Genomic DNA, 18,627 nt, shown 5'->3' with positions numbered 1-18,627 from the left:
CGACAGGAGAACGCGACCGGGATGCTTACTACGGTAAGTGACCGGGTACGGGAACGCGGTTAATGCTGCTGTGACCGGAAAGATGAAAGGCAAATAAGAATTGTGTTTAACGCCCTTTTTTGGGGCCTTACTTGAGCATGTTCACTATGGCTACAATTCATGTAGACGGTAAAGAATATGACGTCAGTGGTGCAGACAACCTGCTTCAGGCCTGTCTCTCACTTGGTCTTGATATTCCTTATTTTTGCTGGCATCCGGCGCTCGGTAGCGTCGGTGCCTGCCGCCAGTGTGCGGTAAAGCAATTCCAGAATGCCGACGATACCCGTGGCCGCCTGGTGATGTCCTGTATGACACCGGCATCGGATGGCACCTTTATCTCTATTGATGATGGTGAAGCAAAAGAGTTTCGTGAAAGCGTGGTGGAGTGGTTGATGACCAACCACCCGCATGACTGTCCGGTCTGTGAAGAGGGCGGTAACTGCCATCTTCAGGATATGACGGTGATGACGGGACACAGCTTCCGCCGCTACCGCTTCACCAAGCGTACCCACCGTAATCAGGATCTCGGCCCGTTCATTTCTCACGAAATGAACCGCTGTATCGCCTGCTACCGCTGCGTGCGTTACTACAAAGATTACGCCGACGGCACCGACCTTGGCGTGTATGGCGCGCACGATAACGTCTATTTTGGTCGCCCGGAAGACGGCGTGCTTGAGAGCGAGTTCTCCGGTAACCTGGTCGAAATCTGCCCCACCGGCGTGTTCACTGATAAGACGCATTCTGAGCGTTACAACCGTAAGTGGGATATGCAGTATGCGCCAAGCATCTGCCAGCAATGCAGCATCGGCTGTAACACCAGTCCGGGCGAGCGCTATGGTGAACTGCGTCGTGTTGAAAACCGCTATAACGGCACCGTCAACCAGTACTTCCTCTGTGACCGTGGTCGCTTTGGCTACGGCTATGTCAATCTGAAAGACCGCCCGCGTCAGCCGATGCAACGACGGGGCAACGACTGGATTGCGCTGAACGCCGAACAGGCGATGCAGGGAGCGGCAGATGTATTGCGTCAGGCGAATAAAGTGATCGGTATCGGCTCACCACGCGCCAGCGTGGAGAGCAACTTTGCCCTGCGTGAACTGGTGGGCGCGGAAAATTTCTTCACCGGCATACCCGCGCGTGAACAGGCGTGTCTGGAAGTGATGCTGCAGGTACTGCGTGACAGCGGTATTCATACGCCAGCGCTGCGGGAAATTGAAAGCTACGATGCGGTGCTGGTGCTGGGTGAGGACCTGACGCAGGTGGGTGCCCGTGTGGCGCTCTCGGTTCGTCAGGCGGTAAAAGGTAAAGCACGGGCAATGGCCGCCGCGCAGAAAGTGGCTGACTGGCAGATCGCGGCGATTATGAATATTGGCCAGCACGCCAAACATCCGCTGTTTGTCACCAATGTCGATGCTACCCGTCTGGATGATATCGCCGCCTGGAGCTATCGCGCCCCGGTGGAAGATCAGGCCCGTGTCGGTTTTGCTATCGCTCACGCGCTGGATGAGACCGCGCCAGCCGTGGACGGTCTCGACAGGGATCTGAGCAACAGAATCGACGTGGTGGTTCAGGCACTGGCCGGTGCGAAAAAACCGTTGATTATCTCCGGGGTTCACGCCGGTAGCGAAGCGATGATCCAGGCGGCAGCGAACGTGGCCAAAGCGCTGAAAGGACGTGGTGCTGAGGTGGGTATTACCCTGCTGGCAGGCAGTTCAAACAGCGTGGGCCTGGGCATGATCGGTGGCCAGCCGCTTGACGCGGCCCTGGATGCGCTTTCAGATGGCACGGCAGATGCGGTAATCGTCATGGAAAACGATCTCTACCGCCATGCGCCTAAAGATCTGGTAGATGCGGCACTGAGCAATACGCCAAACGTGATCGTTATCGATCATCAGCGCACCAAAACCAGCGAGAAGGCTGGTCTGATCCTCTCCACCGCCAGCTTTGCCGAGAGCGACGGCACGGTGGTTAATCAGGAAGGCCGCGCCCAGCGTTTCTTCCAGGTCTATGACCCGGCGTATTACGACAGTAACGTTGCGATGCTGGAGAGCTGGCGTTGGCTGCATTCGTTGCAAAGCACCATCACCAGCCGTGCGGTTGACTGGACGCAGCTGGATCATGTGATAGACGCCTGCGTAACGGCGCTGCCGCAGCTGGCCGGGATCAAGGATGCCGCGCCGGATGCCAGCTTCCGTATTCGCGGTCAGAAACTGGCCCGTTCTCCAGCCCGATCCAGTGGTCGTACCGCAATGCGTGCCAACATCAGCGTGCACGAACCGCGCCAGCCACAGGATAAAGACACCATGTTTGCCTTCTCGATGGAAGGGAACAACCAGCCGTCCGCCGCCCGTTCGCAAATTCCGTTTGCATGGGCACCAGGCTGGAACTCTCCCCAGGCCTGGAACAAATTCCAGGATGAAGTGGGCGGTAAATTGCGCAATGGCGATCCGGGTGTGCGCCTGTTTGAGGCCGGGAGTGGCCAACTCGCGTGGTTTGATGCGGTGCCTGCCGCCTTTACCCGTCAGGAAAACCGCTGGCGCGTGGCACCATACTTCCAGCTGTTCGGCAGCGAGGAGATGACCCAGCGTTCGCCGGTTATTCAGCAGCGTATGCCTGAGCCTTACCTGATGGTCAATCCGGCCGATGCCGCTGAACTGGGCGTTAATGCCGGGACGGCGGTTGAATTCAGCTGTGAAGGTGAAACGCTTTGCCTGCCGGTGCGATTCTCAGCATCGTTACAGGCAGGGCAGGTGGGGCTGCCGCTGGGGATGCCGGGAATTCCGCCGTTCCTGCTGGGTGCCAGTATTGACAATCTGCGGGAGGCGGTACAATGAGTTGGCTGACACCGGACGTTATTGAGGTGCTCATTGCCGTCGGCAAAGCCCTGGCTATTCTGTTTGTGGTGGTGGGTTGCGGTGCCTTTATGAGCTTTGGCGAACGTCGCCTGCTCGGTCTGTTCCAGAACCGTTACGGACCTAACCGCGTTGGCTGGGGCGGTTCGTTACAGCTGGTGGCGGACATGATCAAAATGTTCTTTAAAGAGGACTGGACACCGCCCTTTACCGATCGGGTGATCTTTACCCTTGCTCCGATGATCGCTTTCACCTCCTTGCTGCTGGCGATGGCAATCGTGCCGGTCACTTCCACCTGGATGGGCGCTGACCTGAATATCGGTCTGCTGTTCTTTCTGATGATGGCTGGGCTGGCGGTGTACGCGGTGTTGTTCGCTGGCTGGTCCAGCAACAACAAATACTCCTTGTTGGGTGCGATGCGTGCCTCTGCCCAGACCCTGAGCTATGAGGTGTTCCTTGGCCTGTCGTTGATGGGCGTGGTGGCGCAGGCAGGCTCGTTCAATATGGTCGATATCGTCAACAGCCAGCAGCACCTGTGGAACATCATTCCGCAGTTCTTTGGCTTTGTGACTTTCGCCATCGCGGGCGTGGCGGTCTGTCACCGACATCCCTTCGACCAGCCTGAAGCGGAGCAGGAGCTGGCCGATGGTTATCACATTGAATATGCCGGGATGAAATTCGGTTTGTTCTTCGTTGGTGAATATGTCGGCATCGTCACCGTCTCATCGCTGATCGTGACACTGTTCTTTGGCGGCTGGAACGGCCCCTGGCTGCCGCCTGTCTTCTGGTTTGCCATCAAAACGGCGTTTTTTATGATGATGTTCATTCTGATCCGTGCGGCGCTACCGCGCCCGCGCTATGACCAGGTGATGTCGTTCGGCTGGAAAGTTTGTCTGCCGTTAACGTTGCTGAACCTGCTGGCAACTGCCGCAGTGATCCTCTGTAACGCCTGAGGTTGGGGTTAAGATTATGACATTAAAAGACATTCTGGTGGGGTTTGGCACCACGATCCGCAGTATCGTGCTGATTGGCTCCAACGCCTTTGCCAAACGTGAAACCATGATGTACCCGGAAGAGCCGGTTTATCTGCCGCCTCGCTACCGTGGCCGTATCGTGCTGACCCGCGACCCGGATGGCCAGGAACGTTGCGTGGCCTGTAACCTTTGCGCGGTAGCCTGCCCGGTCGGCTGTATCTCGCTGCAAAAAGCGGAAATGGATGATGGTCGCTGGTACCCGGAGTTCTTCCGTATTAACTTCTCGCGCTGCATTTTCTGTGGCCTGTGTGAAGAGGCCTGCCCGACCACTGCGATTCAGCTTACCCCCGATTTTGAAATGGGTGAGTTTAAGCGTCAGGATCTGGTGTATGAGAAAGAAGACCTGCTGATTTCCGGTCCGGGTAAATACCCGGAATACAATTTTTACCGGATGGCGGGAATGGCGATCGATGGGAAAGACAAAGGTGAAGCTGCTAACGAAGCCAAACCTGTCGACGTCAAGGGCTTGTTACCTTAAGGAGCCAGACATGGAATTTGCGTTTTATCTTTGTGGTCTGGTCGCGGTGCTGACAACGTTGCGCGTTATCACCCACACCAATCCGGTCCACGCACTGTTATATCTGATAATTTCCCTGTTGGCGGTGGCCGGGGTGTTTTTCTCGCTGGGGGCGTATTTCGCCGGCGCGCTGGAGATCATCGTGTATGCCGGGGCGATCATGGTGCTGTTCGTGTTTGTGGTGATGATGCTGAACCTGGGTGAGTCCGTTCAGGCTCAGGAGCGTGAATGGCTTAAACCGACCGTCTGGCTTGGTCCCGGTCTCTGTTCTTTACTGCTGCTGGCGGTGATGGTTTACGCCATTCTCTGTGTTCAGGACAGGAACATTGACGGCAGGATGATTGATGCGAAAGCGGTGGGTATCAGCCTGTTCGGCCCTTACGTTCTGGCGGTGGAGCTGGCTTCCATGCTGCTGCTCGCGGGGCTGGTGGTGGCTTATCATATCGGTCGTGAACAGCGTCCCGGTGAAGTTTTAAGCAACCGCCCGGCGGATGCAGTGAAAGGCACGAAGGAGGAACACGCATGATCCCTTTGCAACATGGCCTTATTCTGGCGGCCATCCTGTTTGTTCTTGGGCTGACCGGTGTGATTATTCGCCGCAATCTGCTGTTTATGCTGATTAGCCTCGAAATCATGATCAACGCTGCCGCACTGGCGTTCGTCGCTGCCGGAAGCTACTGGGGGCAGGCAGACGGTCAGGTGATGTATATCCTGGCGATAAGCCTTGCGGCGGCGGAAGCCAGCATTGGTCTGGCGTTGTTGCTACAACTGCATCGTCGCAGCCAGAACCTCAATATTGACAAAGTGAGTGAGATGCGCGGATGAATCTTCTCTTTTTAACCATTTTGTTCCCGCTGATTGGCTTTTTGCTGCTGGCCTTCTCCCGTGGTCGCTGGTCAGAAAATCTGGCTGCCACGGTAGGAATGGGTTCCGTTGGCCTGGCGGCGCTGGTCACTCTCTTTGTGGGCATTAATTTCTTCAGTCACGGACAGGCGGTATTTCACCAGGCACTGTGGTCGTGGATACAGGTGGGCAATTTCGATATCAACGTTAGCCTGACGCTGGACGGCCTGTCGCTGACCATGCTGTCAGTGGTGACAGGCGTCGGCTTCTTTATCCACATGTTCGCATCCTGGTACATGCGCGGGGAAGAGGGCTACTCCCGCTTCTTCGCTTATACCAACCTGTTTATCGCCAGCATGGTGGTTCTGGTACTGGCCGATAATCTGATGCTGATGTATCTGGGCTGGGAAGGCGTGGGCCTCTGCTCTTATCTGCTAATTGGCTTCTACTACACCAATCCGCAAAATGGTGCCGCGGCGATGAAAGCCTTTATTATCACCCGCGTGGGTGATGTTTTTCTGGCGTTCGGCTTATTTATTCTGTGGAACGAGTTAGGCACGCTGAACTTCCGTGAGATGGCGGCGCTGGCACCGGCTCACTTCGCAGCGGACAATCATATGTTGCAGTGGGCGACCCTGATGTTGCTCGGTGGTGCGGTAGGTAAATCTGCACAGCTGCCGTTGCAAACCTGGCTGGCCGATGCGATGGCAGGTCCGACACCGGTTTCTGCCCTGATCCACGCGGCGACCATGGTAACGGCGGGTGTCTACCTGATCGCCCGCAGTCACAGTCTGTTTCTGCTGACGCCGGAAGTGCTGCATCTGGTGGGCATTGTGGGCGCCATTACCCTGGTGCTGGCCGGCTTTGCCGCACTGGTCCAGACCGACATTAAACGCGTGCTGGCTTATTCAACCATGAGCCAGATTGGTTATATGTTTCTCGCGCTGGGCGTTCAGGCCTGGGACGCGGCCATTTTCCACCTGATGACCCATGCGTTCTTCAAAGCGCTGCTGTTCCTCTCTTCCGGTTCGGTGATCCTTGCCTGCCACCATGAGCAGAACATCTTCAGGATGGGTGGACTGCGTAAAAGCATCCCGCTGGTTTATGTCTGCTTCCTGGTGGGCGGCGCGGCGCTGTCAGCCCTGCCGCTGATTACCGCAGGCTTCTTCAGTAAGGATGAGATCCTTGCCGGTGCGCTGGCGAACGGCCATATCAATCTGATGGTAGCCGGTCTGGTAGGGGCGTTTATGACCTCGCTATATACCTTCAGGATGATTTTTATCACGTTTCATGGTGAAGAGAAAATTCATGCTCACGCCGGGAAGGGCATCACTCATCATCTGCCGTTGATGGTGCTGCTGTGTCTTTCGACCTTTATTGGCGCATTGATTGTGCCACCGTTGAAAGGCGTTCTGCCTGAGACCACCGAGCTGGCGCACGGCAGCGTACTGACGCTGGAAATGACCTCAGGCGCGGTGGCGATTGCCGGTATTCTGCTGGCTGCTGCCCTGTGGCTGGGCAAACGTTCGCTGGTAACCCGCATTGCCAGCAGTGCGCCGGGACGTTTCTTCTCCACCTGGTGGTTTGCGGCCTGGGGCTTCGACTGGTTGTACGACCAGATTTTCGTTAAACCTTATCTGTTCATCGCCAGGCTGCTGAAGCGCGATCCGCTGAATGCGCTGATGAACATTCCGGCTCTGTTCGCCCGTCTGGCGAACAAAGGGCTGGTGGTGAGCGAAAATGGTTATTTGCGCTGGTACATTGCTTCTGTGGGTATGGGTGCCGTGGTGGTACTGGCCCTGTTGTTGGCGGTGTAAAGGTTTGTGAGCGGGGGTGAACAGATTCTCATCCCCTTAGTAAAAAGATGTTAAAAATTACCTGAAAGTTGGGCGTCATCGGCGCAGTCAGTTTTGCCACCGCCAGCGCGGAACAACCGCAGCATACTTTGGTATGTGAGGATTGTGAGCACTACCGGGGGCGAAAATGGCAAGCAAGATAGCCCATGCAGGTTCAGAAAAGGGAATCAAAACGCCATGTTATTACCCTGGCTTATATTAATCCCGTTCATCGGTGGCCTGCTCTGTTGGCAGCTTGAGCGCTTTGGCAGCAAAGTGCCACGCTGGATTGCACTGATAGCAATGGGGCTGACGCTGGTGCTTTCACTGCAGCTCTGGTGGCAGGGCGGTTACTCACTGACTCAGCCCACTGGCGTTCCCCAGTGGCAGTCAGTTTACCTGCATTCATGGATACCGCGTTTCGGCATCAATGTGCATCTGGCGCTGGACGGCCTGTCGCTGCTGATGGTGGTGCTGACCGGCCTGCTCGGCGTGATGGCGATCCTCTGTTCCTGGAACGAAATCGAAAAATGGCAGGGCTTTTTCCACCTGAACCTGCTGTGGATCCTCGGCGGCGTGATCGGCGTGTTCCTTGCTATCGACATGTTCCTGTTCTTCTTCTTCTGGGAAATGATGCTGGTGCCGATGTACTTCCTGATCGCGCTGTGGGGGCACAAAGCCTCGGACGGTAAAACGCGCATCACGGCGGCGACCAAGTTTTTCATTTACACCCAGGCCAGCGGTCTGGTGATGTTGATAGCGATTCTTGCTCTGGTGTTTGTCAACTATAACGCTACCGGTGTGTGGACCTTCAACTATGAAGAACTGTTAAAAACACCGATGTCGCATACGGTGGAATATCTGCTGATGTTGGGATTCTTTATCGCTTTCGCGGTAAAAATGCCGGTGGTGCCACTGCATGGCTGGCTGCCGGATGCGCACAGTCAGGCACCCACCGCCGGTTCCGTTGACCTGGCGGGGATCCTGCTGAAAACCGCTGCGTATGGTCTGTTGCGTTTTGCGCTACCGTTATTCCCAACTGCATCGGCGGAGTTTGCGCCAGTGGCGATGTGGCTGGGGGTGATTGGTATTTTCTACGGTGCATGGATGGCCTTCTCGCAGTACGACATCAAGCGCCTGATTGCCTATACCTCAATCTCACATATGGGCTTTGTCCTGATCGCCATTTACACCGGCAGCCAGCTGGCGTACCAGGGTGCAGTGGTGCAGATGATTGCTCACGGGTTGTCTGCGGCAGCGCTGTTCATCCTTTGTGGTCAGCTGTACGAGCGGCTCCACACCCGCGATATGCGTCAGATGGGTGGCCTGTGGTCGCGCATTAAATGGTTGCCAGGCCTGTCGCTGTTCTTTGCGGTGGCCAATCTGGGGATGCCGGGCACCGGGAACTTCGTCGGTGAGTTTATGATCCTCACCGGCAGCTTCCGCTCGGTGCCGCTGATTATTGTTATCGCGACCTTTGGTCTGGTGTTTGCTTCTGTTTACTCGCTGGTAATGATGCAACGTGCGTATTATGGTGCGCCAAAATCAGAGACCCCGCTGCGGGATATGTCGCCGCGTGAGTTCCTGATTATTATGGTGTTGGTGGTGCTGCTGGTTCTGCTGGGGGTTTACCCGCAGCCGATTCTGGACACCTCACATACGGCAATCAGCAATATTCAGCAGTGGTTTACTGCTTCAATTTCAACTACAAGGCTGTAATTCGCCATGACACTTACTCCTCAACAATTGATCGCGCTTCTGCCGATGCTGATCGTCGGATTGACGGTGGTGGTTGTGATGCTGTCCATTGCGTGGCGACGCAACCACTTCGTCAATGCCACACTGGCGGTAGTGGGACTGAACCTCGCGCTGCTTTCACTGTTCTTTGTGGCTAAAGCGGGTCCGATGGATATCACTCCGCTGTTGCGGGTTGATGGCTATTCGATGCTCTATACCGGGCTGGTTATTCTGGCAAGTCTGGCAACCTGCACTTTTGCTTATCCGTGGCTGGCGACTTACCCGGATAACCGCGAAGAGTTCTACCTGCTGGTGCTGATTGCCGCCGCGGGTGGCGTGGTGCTGGCCAGCGCCAATCATCTGGCTTCGTTGTTTATCGGTATTGAGTTGATCTCCCTGCCGCTGTTTGGACTGGTGGGCTATGCCTTTCAGCAAAAACGCTCGCTGGAAGCCAGCATCAAATACACTATTATGTCGGCGGTGGCGTCGTCCTTCCTGCTGTTCGGTATGGCGCTGCTGTACGCCGATTCAGGCAATCTGAGCTTTGTGGCGCTGGGCAAAAGCCTTAACGACGTGATGGTGCATAAGCCGTTGCTGCTGGCGGGGCTTGGGATGATGATCGTGGGGCTGGGTTTCAAACTGTCACTGGTGCCGTTCCATCTGTGGACGCCGGATGTCTACCAGGGGGCGCCCGCGCCGGTTTCCACTTTCCTGGCAACCGCCAGCAAAATTGCCATCTTTGGCGTGGTGATGCGACTGTTCCTTTACGCCCCGGTGGCAAACAGCGAGGCGGTGCGCCTGGTACTGGCGATCATCGCGGTGGCCTCAATACTGTTTGGTAACCTGATGGCGATTTCGCAAAGCAACATCAAGCGTCTGCTGGGTTATTCGTCAATTGCCCATCTGGGGTATTTGCTGGTAGCACTGATTGCCATTCAAACGCATCAGCTGTCGCTGGAAACCGTGGGCGTCTATCTGGCCGGTTATCTGTTCAGCAGTCTCGGTGCGTTTGGCGTGGTCAGCCTGATGTCCAGTCCTTACCGTGGGCCGGATGCAGATTCCCTCTACTCCTATCGTGGGCTGTTCTGGCATCGTCCCATTCTGTCAGCGGTGATGACAGTGATGATGCTTTCACTGGCCGGGATCCCAATGACGCTGGGCTTTATCGGCAAGTTTTACGTTATTGCTGTTGGCGTGGGCGCTCACCTGTGGTGGCTGACCGGAGCGGTGGTGGTGGGCAGCGCCATTGGGCTTTACTACTATCTTCGCGTGACCGTGAGCCTGTATCTGACACCGCCGGAGCTGTTGCAGCGTGATACTCCAACCAACTGGGCCTTTACGGCGGGTGGGGTCGTGGTGTTGATCTCCGCCGTTCTGGTGCTGGTGCTTGGGATTTATCCACAGCCGTTGATTTCTCTTGTACAGATGGCACAGCCGTTAATGTAATAACAATAAACGGGCTCCCAAGAGCCCGTTCGCTATTTTCGCCAGTTACAAAGCAATATTCTCTCCGTTTGAACGAATAACGTCTTTATACCAGTAAAACGATTTCTTCTTTATGCGCTCCAGCGAGCCATCGCCGTTGTCATCCTGATCGACATAGATAAGGCCATAACGCTTTTTCATTTCTCCCGTTCCGGCGGAGATAATATCAATACAGCCCCACAGCGTATAACCTATCAGATCAACCCCATCTTCAGTGACGGCCAGCTTCATCTGATACAGATGTTCTTTGAGGTAATGGATGCGGTAATCGTCATTGATACTGCCATCTGCTTCCCGTTTGTCATCTGCACCAAGCCCGTTTTCAACAATAAACAAGGGCAGCTGATAGCGGTCATTGAAATAATTCAGGGAATAGCGCAGTCCGGGGGCATCTATTTGCCAGCCCCATTCGGACTCCTCTGTGTAAGGGTTTTTTACCAGACTGGCCGGCTCGTCATAATCCAGCATGGGGTTGCTCTCTGTTGCCTGAGTAGCAAATGACATGTAATAGCTCAGTCCGATATAGTCAACACAACCCTGTTGCAGGGAAAGCTTATCTTCTGTGGTAATATCAAGTTCAATTCCTTTTCTGGAAAAATAATTAAGCATGTATTGAGGATAACATCCCCGCACATGCACATCAGTGAACCAGTACCGTTGATGCATGGCGCGGACTGACATCATCATATCTTTTGGCGCACAGGTCAGAGGATAAATCGGGCACATGGCAATCATGCAGCCGATCTGAAAATGAGGGTTAATGGTATGTGCTATTTTTACCACCTTTGCGCTGGCCACCAGTTCATAATGGGCAGCCTGGTACATGATTGCTTCTCTGTTTTCTCCCTTGCGGTAAATAATGCCTGAGTTATTAAAAGGCATTAAGTCATGGTGATAATTGACCTGATTATTGATCTCATTAAATGTCATCCAGTATTTTACTTTGGTCTTATAGCGTTCCAGAACAACCCTTGCATAATGCGAAAAAAAATCAATCATTTTTCTGTTTCGCCAGCCACCAAATTCATTGACCAGATGCCAGGGCATTTCGAAATGGGAAAGCGTTACTACCGGCTCAATCTGGTATTTCAGACACTCATCAAAGAGATTATCATAAAATACCAGACCGGCCTCATTGGGTTCCTGCTCATCACCTCGCGGAAAAATACGGCTCCATGCAATTGAGGTACGAAAACATGTAAAACCCATTTCTGCAAAAAGCTTTAGGTCTTCCCTGTAGCGATGATAAAAATCAATGCCACTGTGACTGGGATAATACTCATCTGCCAACACACCACGGGTGATCCTGCGAGGGGTCTGATGAGAGCCGGCGGTGATTACGTCAGCAATACTTACGCCTTTGCCTCCTTCCTGCCAGCCTCCTTCCAGTTGATTGGCAGCAACTGCACCTCCCCACAGGAAATCAGATCTTAATCCGGTCATATTTTCTCCTTGGACAGAACGAATCACTTATAATTTTGCACAGATTACTCCGGTATGATTTTTTACCACCACAATTCCGCCTGTATCCCGGAAATGAATTCGTTGTTACTCTCGTCATTAAATCTGAATGCAGATATTTCATTGCTAAGTATATTTATATAGGTGGTGTAAAAACGAATTTCAGGGCGGGAAGTCAGCAGGCTGGGGCCAACCTTAAAAGCATGGTACAGGGTTGTTTTGAATGCTGATTCCTTGAATTTATTCCCCTGGGTGTCTTCATTTTTCTGTACAAACCAGCCTGATTCAATTCCACTTTGGTTCCACGTATTCCAGATCCATGCGGGACGAATAACTGCTCTCAGGCTGGTAAAATCACTGTGAGCGCCGGTTTCATAACTGTAAATATCCTTACCCTGTGACCAGACCAATGCGTTTGCCATAATAATCCTGTCGGACAGAAATATTTCACCCTGGCTAATCAGACGCCATGCCAGACCATTTGAATGATCGCCATAATAATATTTACCTTGTGCCATTGAAGTGCTTGCGCCAGAGAAATTTGAAAAGCTGCTGCCATATGAATTGTTGGCAATTTGTAGCGTGAACTCATTGAAGGCATCACGCTCAAGTTCCAGTCTCAGGCTGGCGGCGGCAAGCCAGGTATCTTTTGTTCTAAAATAGCTGTCGTTGTTTTCATTTCTCTTCTGACTGTCGTTTTTATTGGCAAAGGCATATTTTCCCATCAGGGAGAGTGAAACCTTTTCCCACAGGGGAATGTTGCGATAACGCAGATCGACAGAGTTGGTGTTCATTTGTGTTGTCGTTGAAAAATCACGCGAATATACATTGATATCATTACGGTTCAGTGAGATATCCATCAATCCCTGACCAACAGCCCAGTTTTCAATACCCACCCCTGTCGCTGCATCGTGCGACAGTAATTTCCAGTCGAGCATTTGTATCTCATACTTAGGCAGCTGATGACGTCCTACCCAAAAATCGGCCTGAGGCGCAAAGGGGAGAAAACCTCTGGTCGCCAGATAAATATCGCTGAACTGCAGGATATTATCATCGTCTCCGGCAAACCAGGCGTCATTGTATTTGTCACCGACATTACCGTCATAAGTGACAATGGCATAGGCGCTTTTTCCATCCTGCTGATAAACCCGTTGATTGAGAGTCAGATCAAACCAGCCAGATAACTCATTGCCAAAACGTCCCAGCGAGCCAGCAGCATAGGTCTTGGGCGATCCTCTGTTTGAAGCCCCCCAGCCTGTGCGTAAATATCCCTGATAGGTAAATCCAATCTCATCTCTGACCAGCCTGCTGATATCACCGACTGTCATATTTTCCAGCGAGGAACGTTTATTTACCGGTTCAGGCTGTGTGGTCTGTCGTCCGTTTTGCAGGGTGTGATCACTGATGTTGTTGCTGGCCATATCATTTTTTTCATCAGCGGCTCCTGTTGATATATTTTTCTGATACTCTGCAATATGATTTTCTCTTACAGCTGTTCTGGTCTTTTCTTGCGTATTATTCAGTTCTGAACGGGCTGTTTTTAACTCATCTTTAACAGAAGAAAGCTCCTTTTCCAGTAGCGTTAATCGTTTTATTATCTCGGCTTCACTGGCAATGATTTCTGCCGGTAATAAGCTCAGCAGCACGACAGCAACTATTTTTTTTCTCAGATTATTCCATCTCATGTTACATCATCCTCCGTTGAATCGTTATTTCTCTTCCCTGTCGCCGTGTTAAATCAGGACGAAAATTCTTTTCGTAACGCAATGAGTTCTCTGGCCAGATCCTGACACAGCATTGCCGTCATCAGATGGTCCTGTGCATGGACCAAAATAAGATTGACATTAATTTTTCCACATCCTTCATCCTGGCTGATTAATGTGGTCTGTATTTTATGCGCTTTATGGCATTGTTGTTCCGCACTCACTAAAAGCCGCTCAGCGTCGTGCCACTGTTTTTGACGGGACGCTGCAATGGCTTCCATCGCATCAGAACGTGCCTGGCCGGCGTGAATAAGCAGTTCCATCACACTATTCTCATCTGCAAACATAGTTGCTCTCCCTGTACATTTCTGATTTATTCCACTTTCGCAGTAGCTGTGACTTTATTTGCTGTGATGACAAAAGGCAGATAGATCAAAGTCGCAACGACCAGACAAAGTATGCCAACGAAGAGCGCCATCCAGTTGCCCCCGGTACCGAAAAAGGCGATCAGTGGTCCGGGCGTGGTCCAGGGAACGGCGTAGGCAACCGGCGGAATAATTTGCAGGCGGATAAAGAAATAGCCAATCAGCGAATTGACTAACGGCACAAGGATGAGCGGGATCACCAGCACAGGGTTAAGTACCACCGGCAGACCGAACAGTACTGGCTCGTTGATATTGAACAGGCCGGGAACAAACGCCATTTTTGCCATCTGGCGATAATCTTTACGTCGTGATGCGATGAGGATGGCCAGCAGCAATCCCAGCGTCATCCCGGACCCCCCACAATTTGCGAAAGCATCGTTGATGCCGCTCCACGTCACCGGATAGGGTGCCCCCCAGGTAGTACCGTGTGATGCGGCCCAGGAGAGGTTTTCCAGATTTGCCTCGGTGAAAATAGTTTCCCGGATGGTGGCTAAAGTATTCGGGCCGTGGATGCCTATTCCCCAAAGAAAATTAGTGATAACGCCAAGCAGGGCTACCGTAATTATGTTGGTGCCAAGATCTTTCAGCGGGGCCTGGATCAGATTATAAATTAACTCGTTCACGCCGCCCGGTGAAAATGTAGCCAGAAGATAATTAGCAATTGAAAAGAATATCATTACCACTGTAATTGGGATCAGTACTCTGAAAGATCGGGCCACCGCCGGTGGCACTGCGGCGGGCATGGCAATGGTTATTTTGGGGTTACGTGCCAGACGGCAGAAAATCTCACCTGAAAGCAGGGCAACAATGATGGCGACAAACAGTCCCTGTGGCCCGAGGAATTTCGTGGTCAGGTAAGCCTGATTATTAATAATTGTATAAGGGGTATAGATAACAAAGAAAGCACCCAGCGCAGTCAGACCGCAAAGTAAATCGTCCTGTTTATAACTTATTGCCAGATTACGTGCTACCAGAAAGGCAACCATCAGCGCCATAATATTAACGGAGCCATTCAGCACCGGCGAAAAAACCTGCTGGACGTCGCTGAGGTGGGGAAAAAATTCACCCAGTAGTAAATATTTGGCGATAAAACCATCCGGCGAAAGTATGGCAAAGTTAATCAGAATAATAAGAGAACTGGCCATGGTGATCGGAAACAATAAAATAAACGCGTCCCTGATTGCGGCAATATGCTTTTGCGAGTTTAGTTTTACTGCAACAGGGACAAGGATTTTTTCCATGTTGTGTTCGATACTTTCCATTATTCTCATGAGATATCCTTATATCACACATAAATTGGTTATCTTTCTGCCATAAGTTGCAGTGCGCGATGTAATACTGATTTTCCATCCATTCTGCCGTAACTCGCCATATCAATAACCTCGACAGGAATATTTCCCAGCGCTAATTTTTCAATTTCCTGTTTCTGATAGCGAACCTGTGGTCCAAGCATCACAACATCTGCACCATTTCTGATAATAATGTCTTTTGCTTCGGAGATCGCCATTGCATTAATATTTATGGCGATATTTTCAGATTCTGCGTATTTTTTCATATTGTTTACTAACATACTGGTAGACATACCCAAGGCACAAATAATTAGTATGTTTTTCATCTTGACTTACCTCTTTTATTTTTAAATTTCTCACTGTTTAAGTTTCTTTTTAAAAAACAGGTTGTACTGTTATATCGTTCACAGAAATTAGGTAGAAAAGAGGTGTAGAATACGCAAATTATTTGCACAAGCCCTTTTGTTTTCTTATATATCCTTTTGTTATAAATGGACTTTTCGAGAGGTTTAAAGTGGTGTATTTAAAAATTTATTTTTTACTGAAAAACAGCATAAATGCGGGTTTTCTTATAAACAGGGATAGTTTGCCTTCTGAAAATGAGTTAGCCAGACAGTTTGACGTGTCCAGAAATACACTGAGGAAAGCATTAAAAATGCTGGAGAAAGACGGCCTCTTAGAAAAAAGACACGGTTCAGGTAACTTTATATCCGATAATGTTACCGCTATGAATGATCTGACAGGATTGAAAGGCTTCTCTGAGATTATGGCGAATGATAATAAAAAAATAAAAAATGACATATTACATTTCGAGGTTCAGACCGCTTCTCCGATAATAGCTAACGCATTAGCAATCCATTTTAACGAAAAAGTCTGGTTTATATCCAGACTGAGATGGATTGATGATGCTCCCGTAGAATTGGAAAATACCTGGATCTCTGTGAATAAATTCCCTGAACTTACGCTACGGCACGCCAGAGGCTCATTATATCATTATATTGAAAACTACTGTCATGTAAGTATTTCCGGGGCCTATATTCATTACTCACCTTTAATACCTTCAGGGGAAATAGCAAGTTTATTAAAGTTAAAAAAAAACAATCCCGTTATCAGAGTACAGAGTCAGTCTGTTAATACATGCAGTATTCCGGTGATTTTTTCAGAAAACTATTCTAATTCTCTTGATTATCCGGTCCGTTTTTTTGTTCCACGTAAGAATATAGCCGCCTCGTCTTTGTGCATATAAATCCAGCAGTGGGCTGGCCTGATAATCTGCCATTGTGGGGTGAAAACGTCATTTTTAACCGTGGTTCGGCCATTTTTATTACCGCACTGGTCAGGTTACAACCTGATTGCGGCTGGAAAAAGTAAACGGACCTGTGCTGGCGGAGTTGCACTGCGGTTAACTGAGTGGGTTTCAACGTTGCCCGATGGCGTGAGGCAACATACTGTTGATGTTCAGCCGCTTTGTTAAACGGCTGAACATCGTCGCAGACGGTATCGTCAGGGCCAGTAACTCAGCCGCCCCGACGTTTTCTTATCTTAGCCTGCCGTCATCTGACGGTCATCGGTGTATTTCCGTTTGTCCGGCGCCGGCGGGAAGTACTGATACAGCCACGTCTCGCTCAGGGTGTCTGCTTTGCTACGCAGGAACAGACGCATGTTCACCGGTTCAACGGAGTCACTGTTGGGATACCAGTCAAACAGGATACGGTAGCCGTTAATTGGTTCCACATAGAGGATCTCCACCTGCTTAATGCTGCCGGAAGTGACGTTGATCACTGGCTCTATACCCCTGGGGGCAGCGGCCTTCAAATCGCCGCCGACAAAATCCACCGCGAAACGACGCGCCCAGACATTCGGGTAATGTTCACCCGGTGCCCAGCCCTCAGGAAAACCGCCCATGCCGCTTCGGGTCGCATTCACCCGTGCCAGGCTGCTGCGTTCCGGGGGTAATCCACTCCAGTACAATTTATAGCTGAAGCTGTGCTCGCTGCCCGCTTTGATTGCATCATCAGGACGCCAGAAGCAGACGATGTTATCCAGCGTTTCACCGGTTGTGGGGATCTCCATCAAATTAACCGCGCCTTTGCCCCATTTGCCCACCGGTTCTACCCACAGGCTGGGACGCTTGTTATACCAGCCAATCACATCCTGATAATCCTGGAAGTCATGATCGAGTTGTAACATGCCGAACCCTCGCGGATTTTCATCGCGATAGGCATTGTAAGTCAGACGTTGCGGGTTGTTTAACGGACGGCAAATCCACTCGCCACTGCCGGTCCACATGGCCAGGCGGTCAGAGTCATGGATCTGTGGATGAATGGTGTCGCACATCCGACGTTCGTTATTACCACAGCTGAACATGGTAGTCATTGGCGCAATGCCCAGCTGTTCAATGTCCTTACGGGCATAAAGGTGGTTTTCAACCTCCATCACCACGCGTTTCTCTTCACAGTGAATGATGAATTTGAAGGCACCTGTACAGCTGGGACCATCCAGCAGGGTATAAACGGTGAAGGTGGTGTCTTGCGCTTTTGGCGTTTCAAACCAGAAAGCGGTGAAGTCCGGGAACTCTTCCTTGCTGCCAAAGGTATTCACCGCCACGCCCCTTGCAGACAGACCATACTGGTAGGTTTCGTCTACCGCACGGAAGTAGCTGGCTCCCAGAAAAGAAACGATATCCCTGCTGGCCAGTTCGGGTTTTTTAAACGCGCGAAAGCCCGCGAAGCCGAGATCGGTTTTCCCTTCCAGCTGTTTGGTGTCAACTTTGGCGTCGTTGTAGTTAAACAGTTCAGGACGGAAGTGGATTTCACGCGCCTGGCGGTTTTCATCCACCGAGAACATGCGCAGACGACGCTTAAAGCCCATGCCAACATGGAAGAACTGCACATCAAGTTCACGATCGGCAAGGCCATTCCACAGTGAGTGATTGGCGTCGTACTGAATTTCGTTGTAGGCCTGTGGTGTCAGCGTAGCCAGTGTGTCCGGCAGGGGAGCGGGCGCGCCACCCCAGGCGTTTTTTGCCATACCGGCGGCCATTTTTTTGAGCACGTCAAAATCAAATTGCCTTGCGGAGCCGTCGGCAATATCACCATCTGCCCAGGCGGCCTGAGCAAACAGGGTGGATAAACCGGACATGCCGCTGACCGCAGCACAAGCCATTGACGCTTTCATAAACATTCTTCTATTCATGCCAGAAGCCATTTCCTTTGCTGAACGGAGTGGGTAGTGACTGTCGTACCATTGCGCTCAGAGCCTTACCCTTGAGCTTAAAACAGCCTGTCTTTCCTGAATGGTTGATCAGGTCAGAACGAAGTACGACAGCCGATGTATGGGATAATTCAGTCGTTAAAAACTTACCAGAAAATTCCTGGTAAAGCTGTCTTTCTGACTGATTTTATTTA

General features: G+C 51.5%; 15 protein-coding genes. 9 read left to right on the top strand and 6 right to left on the bottom strand.

The genetic code is table 11. The features are described from left to right. The first annotated feature begins 146 nt into the window (after window positions 1-146). The 8 genes from nuoG (at window position 147) to nuoN (ending at window position 10,303) form a co-directional block, all read left to right on the top strand. Window positions 147-2,873 carry an NADH-quinone oxidoreductase subunit NuoG gene (nuoG, locus tag EB241_RS01090; RefSeq protein ID WP_124231391.1) on the top strand — a complete coding sequence of 909 codons (2,727 nt, stop codon included), beginning with the start codon at window positions 147-149 and terminating at the stop codon, window positions 2,871-2,873. Next, window positions 2,870-3,844 (top strand): NADH-quinone oxidoreductase subunit NuoH, encoded by a 975-nt coding sequence (gene nuoH, locus EB241_RS01085; RefSeq protein WP_124231390.1) that lies wholly within the window; start codon window positions 2,870-2,872, stop codon window positions 3,842-3,844. Before nuoG ends, nuoH begins: the two co-directional genes overlap by 4 nt. Before the next feature lie 16 nt (window positions 3,845-3,860). Further along, window positions 3,861-4,403, top strand: coding sequence for an NADH-quinone oxidoreductase subunit NuoI (gene nuoI / locus EB241_RS01080; RefSeq protein ID WP_124231389.1), 543 nt, complete (start codon window positions 3,861-3,863; stop codon window positions 4,401-4,403). A 10-nt stretch (window positions 4,404-4,413) separates the two neighbouring features. Then, on the top strand, window positions 4,414-4,968 hold the full coding sequence (nuoJ, locus tag EB241_RS01075; protein WP_124231388.1) for an NADH-quinone oxidoreductase subunit J: 555 nt from the start codon (window positions 4,414-4,416) through the stop codon (window positions 4,966-4,968). Continuing rightward, window positions 4,965-5,267, top strand: coding sequence for an NADH-quinone oxidoreductase subunit NuoK (nuoK, locus tag EB241_RS01070; RefSeq protein WP_124231387.1), 303 nt, complete (start codon window positions 4,965-4,967; stop codon window positions 5,265-5,267). Before nuoJ ends, nuoK begins: the two co-directional genes overlap by 4 nt. Further along, window positions 5,264-7,102: an NADH-quinone oxidoreductase subunit L gene (nuoL, locus tag EB241_RS01065; RefSeq protein WP_124231386.1), complete on the top strand. Its 1,839-nt coding sequence runs from the start codon at window positions 5,264-5,266 to the stop codon at window positions 7,100-7,102. Before nuoK ends, nuoL begins: the two co-directional genes overlap by 4 nt. Window positions 7,103-7,318: 216 nt before the next feature. Further along, a complete protein-coding gene (nuoM, locus tag EB241_RS01060; protein WP_124231385.1) occupies window positions 7,319-8,839 on the top strand; it encodes an NADH-quinone oxidoreductase subunit M in 1,521 nt (506 codons plus the stop codon). Between the two features lie 6 nt (window positions 8,840-8,845). Further along, window positions 8,846-10,303: an NADH-quinone oxidoreductase subunit NuoN gene (gene nuoN / locus EB241_RS01055; RefSeq protein ID WP_124231384.1), complete on the top strand. Its 1,458-nt coding sequence runs from the start codon at window positions 8,846-8,848 to the stop codon at window positions 10,301-10,303. A gap of 45 nt (window positions 10,304-10,348) precedes the next feature. On the opposite strand, the gene EB241_RS01050 is transcribed toward nuoN, so the two are convergent. The 5 genes from EB241_RS01050 to EB241_RS01030 all read right to left on the bottom strand — a co-directional run bounded on the left by EB241_RS01050 (window position 10,349) and on the right by EB241_RS01030 (window position 15,546). After that, window positions 10,349-11,785, bottom strand: coding sequence for a 6-phospho-beta-glucosidase (locus tag EB241_RS01050; RefSeq protein WP_124231383.1), 1,437 nt, complete (start codon window positions 11,783-11,785; stop codon window positions 10,349-10,351). 62 nt (window positions 11,786-11,847) lie between these two features. After that, entirely contained in the window at window positions 11,848-13,488 is a 1,641-nt protein-coding gene (locus tag EB241_RS01045) for a carbohydrate porin (RefSeq protein ID WP_124231382.1), read from the bottom strand. A gap of 53 nt (window positions 13,489-13,541) precedes the next feature. Then, the gene (locus EB241_RS01040) at window positions 13,542-13,853 is read right to left on the bottom strand and encodes a PTS lactose/cellobiose transporter subunit IIA (RefSeq protein WP_124231381.1); all 312 of its coding nucleotides are present in this window, start codon (window positions 13,851-13,853) and stop codon (window positions 13,542-13,544) included. 26 nt (window positions 13,854-13,879) lie between these two features. After that, window positions 13,880-15,202 carry a PTS sugar transporter subunit IIC gene (locus tag EB241_RS01035; protein ID WP_124231380.1) on the bottom strand — a complete coding sequence of 441 codons (1,323 nt, stop codon included), beginning with the start codon at window positions 15,200-15,202 and terminating at the stop codon, window positions 13,880-13,882. A gap of 29 nt (window positions 15,203-15,231) precedes the next feature. Next, window positions 15,232-15,546, bottom strand: a complete 315-nt coding sequence (locus tag EB241_RS01030; RefSeq protein ID WP_124231379.1) for a PTS sugar transporter subunit IIB — start codon at window positions 15,544-15,546, stop codon at window positions 15,232-15,234. A gap of 188 nt (window positions 15,547-15,734) precedes the next feature. Between EB241_RS01030 and EB241_RS01025 the strand changes: the two genes are divergently transcribed. Continuing rightward, a complete protein-coding gene (locus EB241_RS01025) occupies window positions 15,735-16,466 on the top strand; it encodes a GntR family transcriptional regulator (RefSeq protein WP_158612362.1) in 732 nt (243 codons plus the stop codon). Window positions 16,467-16,762: 296 nt separating this feature from the next. Here EB241_RS01025 and EB241_RS01020 read toward each other — a convergent pair whose 3' ends face one another. Further along, complete coding sequence (locus EB241_RS01020; protein ID WP_124231377.1) at window positions 16,763-18,415, bottom strand: glucan biosynthesis protein D; 1,653 nt, start codon at window positions 18,413-18,415, stop codon at window positions 16,763-16,765. Window positions 18,416-18,627 lie beyond the last annotated feature (212 nt).

It is taken from the genome of Erwinia psidii (assembly GCF_003846135.1).
GTDB lineage: Bacteria > Pseudomonadota > Gammaproteobacteria > Enterobacterales > Enterobacteriaceae > Erwinia > Erwinia psidii.
This window is presented reverse-complemented; position numbering and strand designations above follow the sequence as displayed.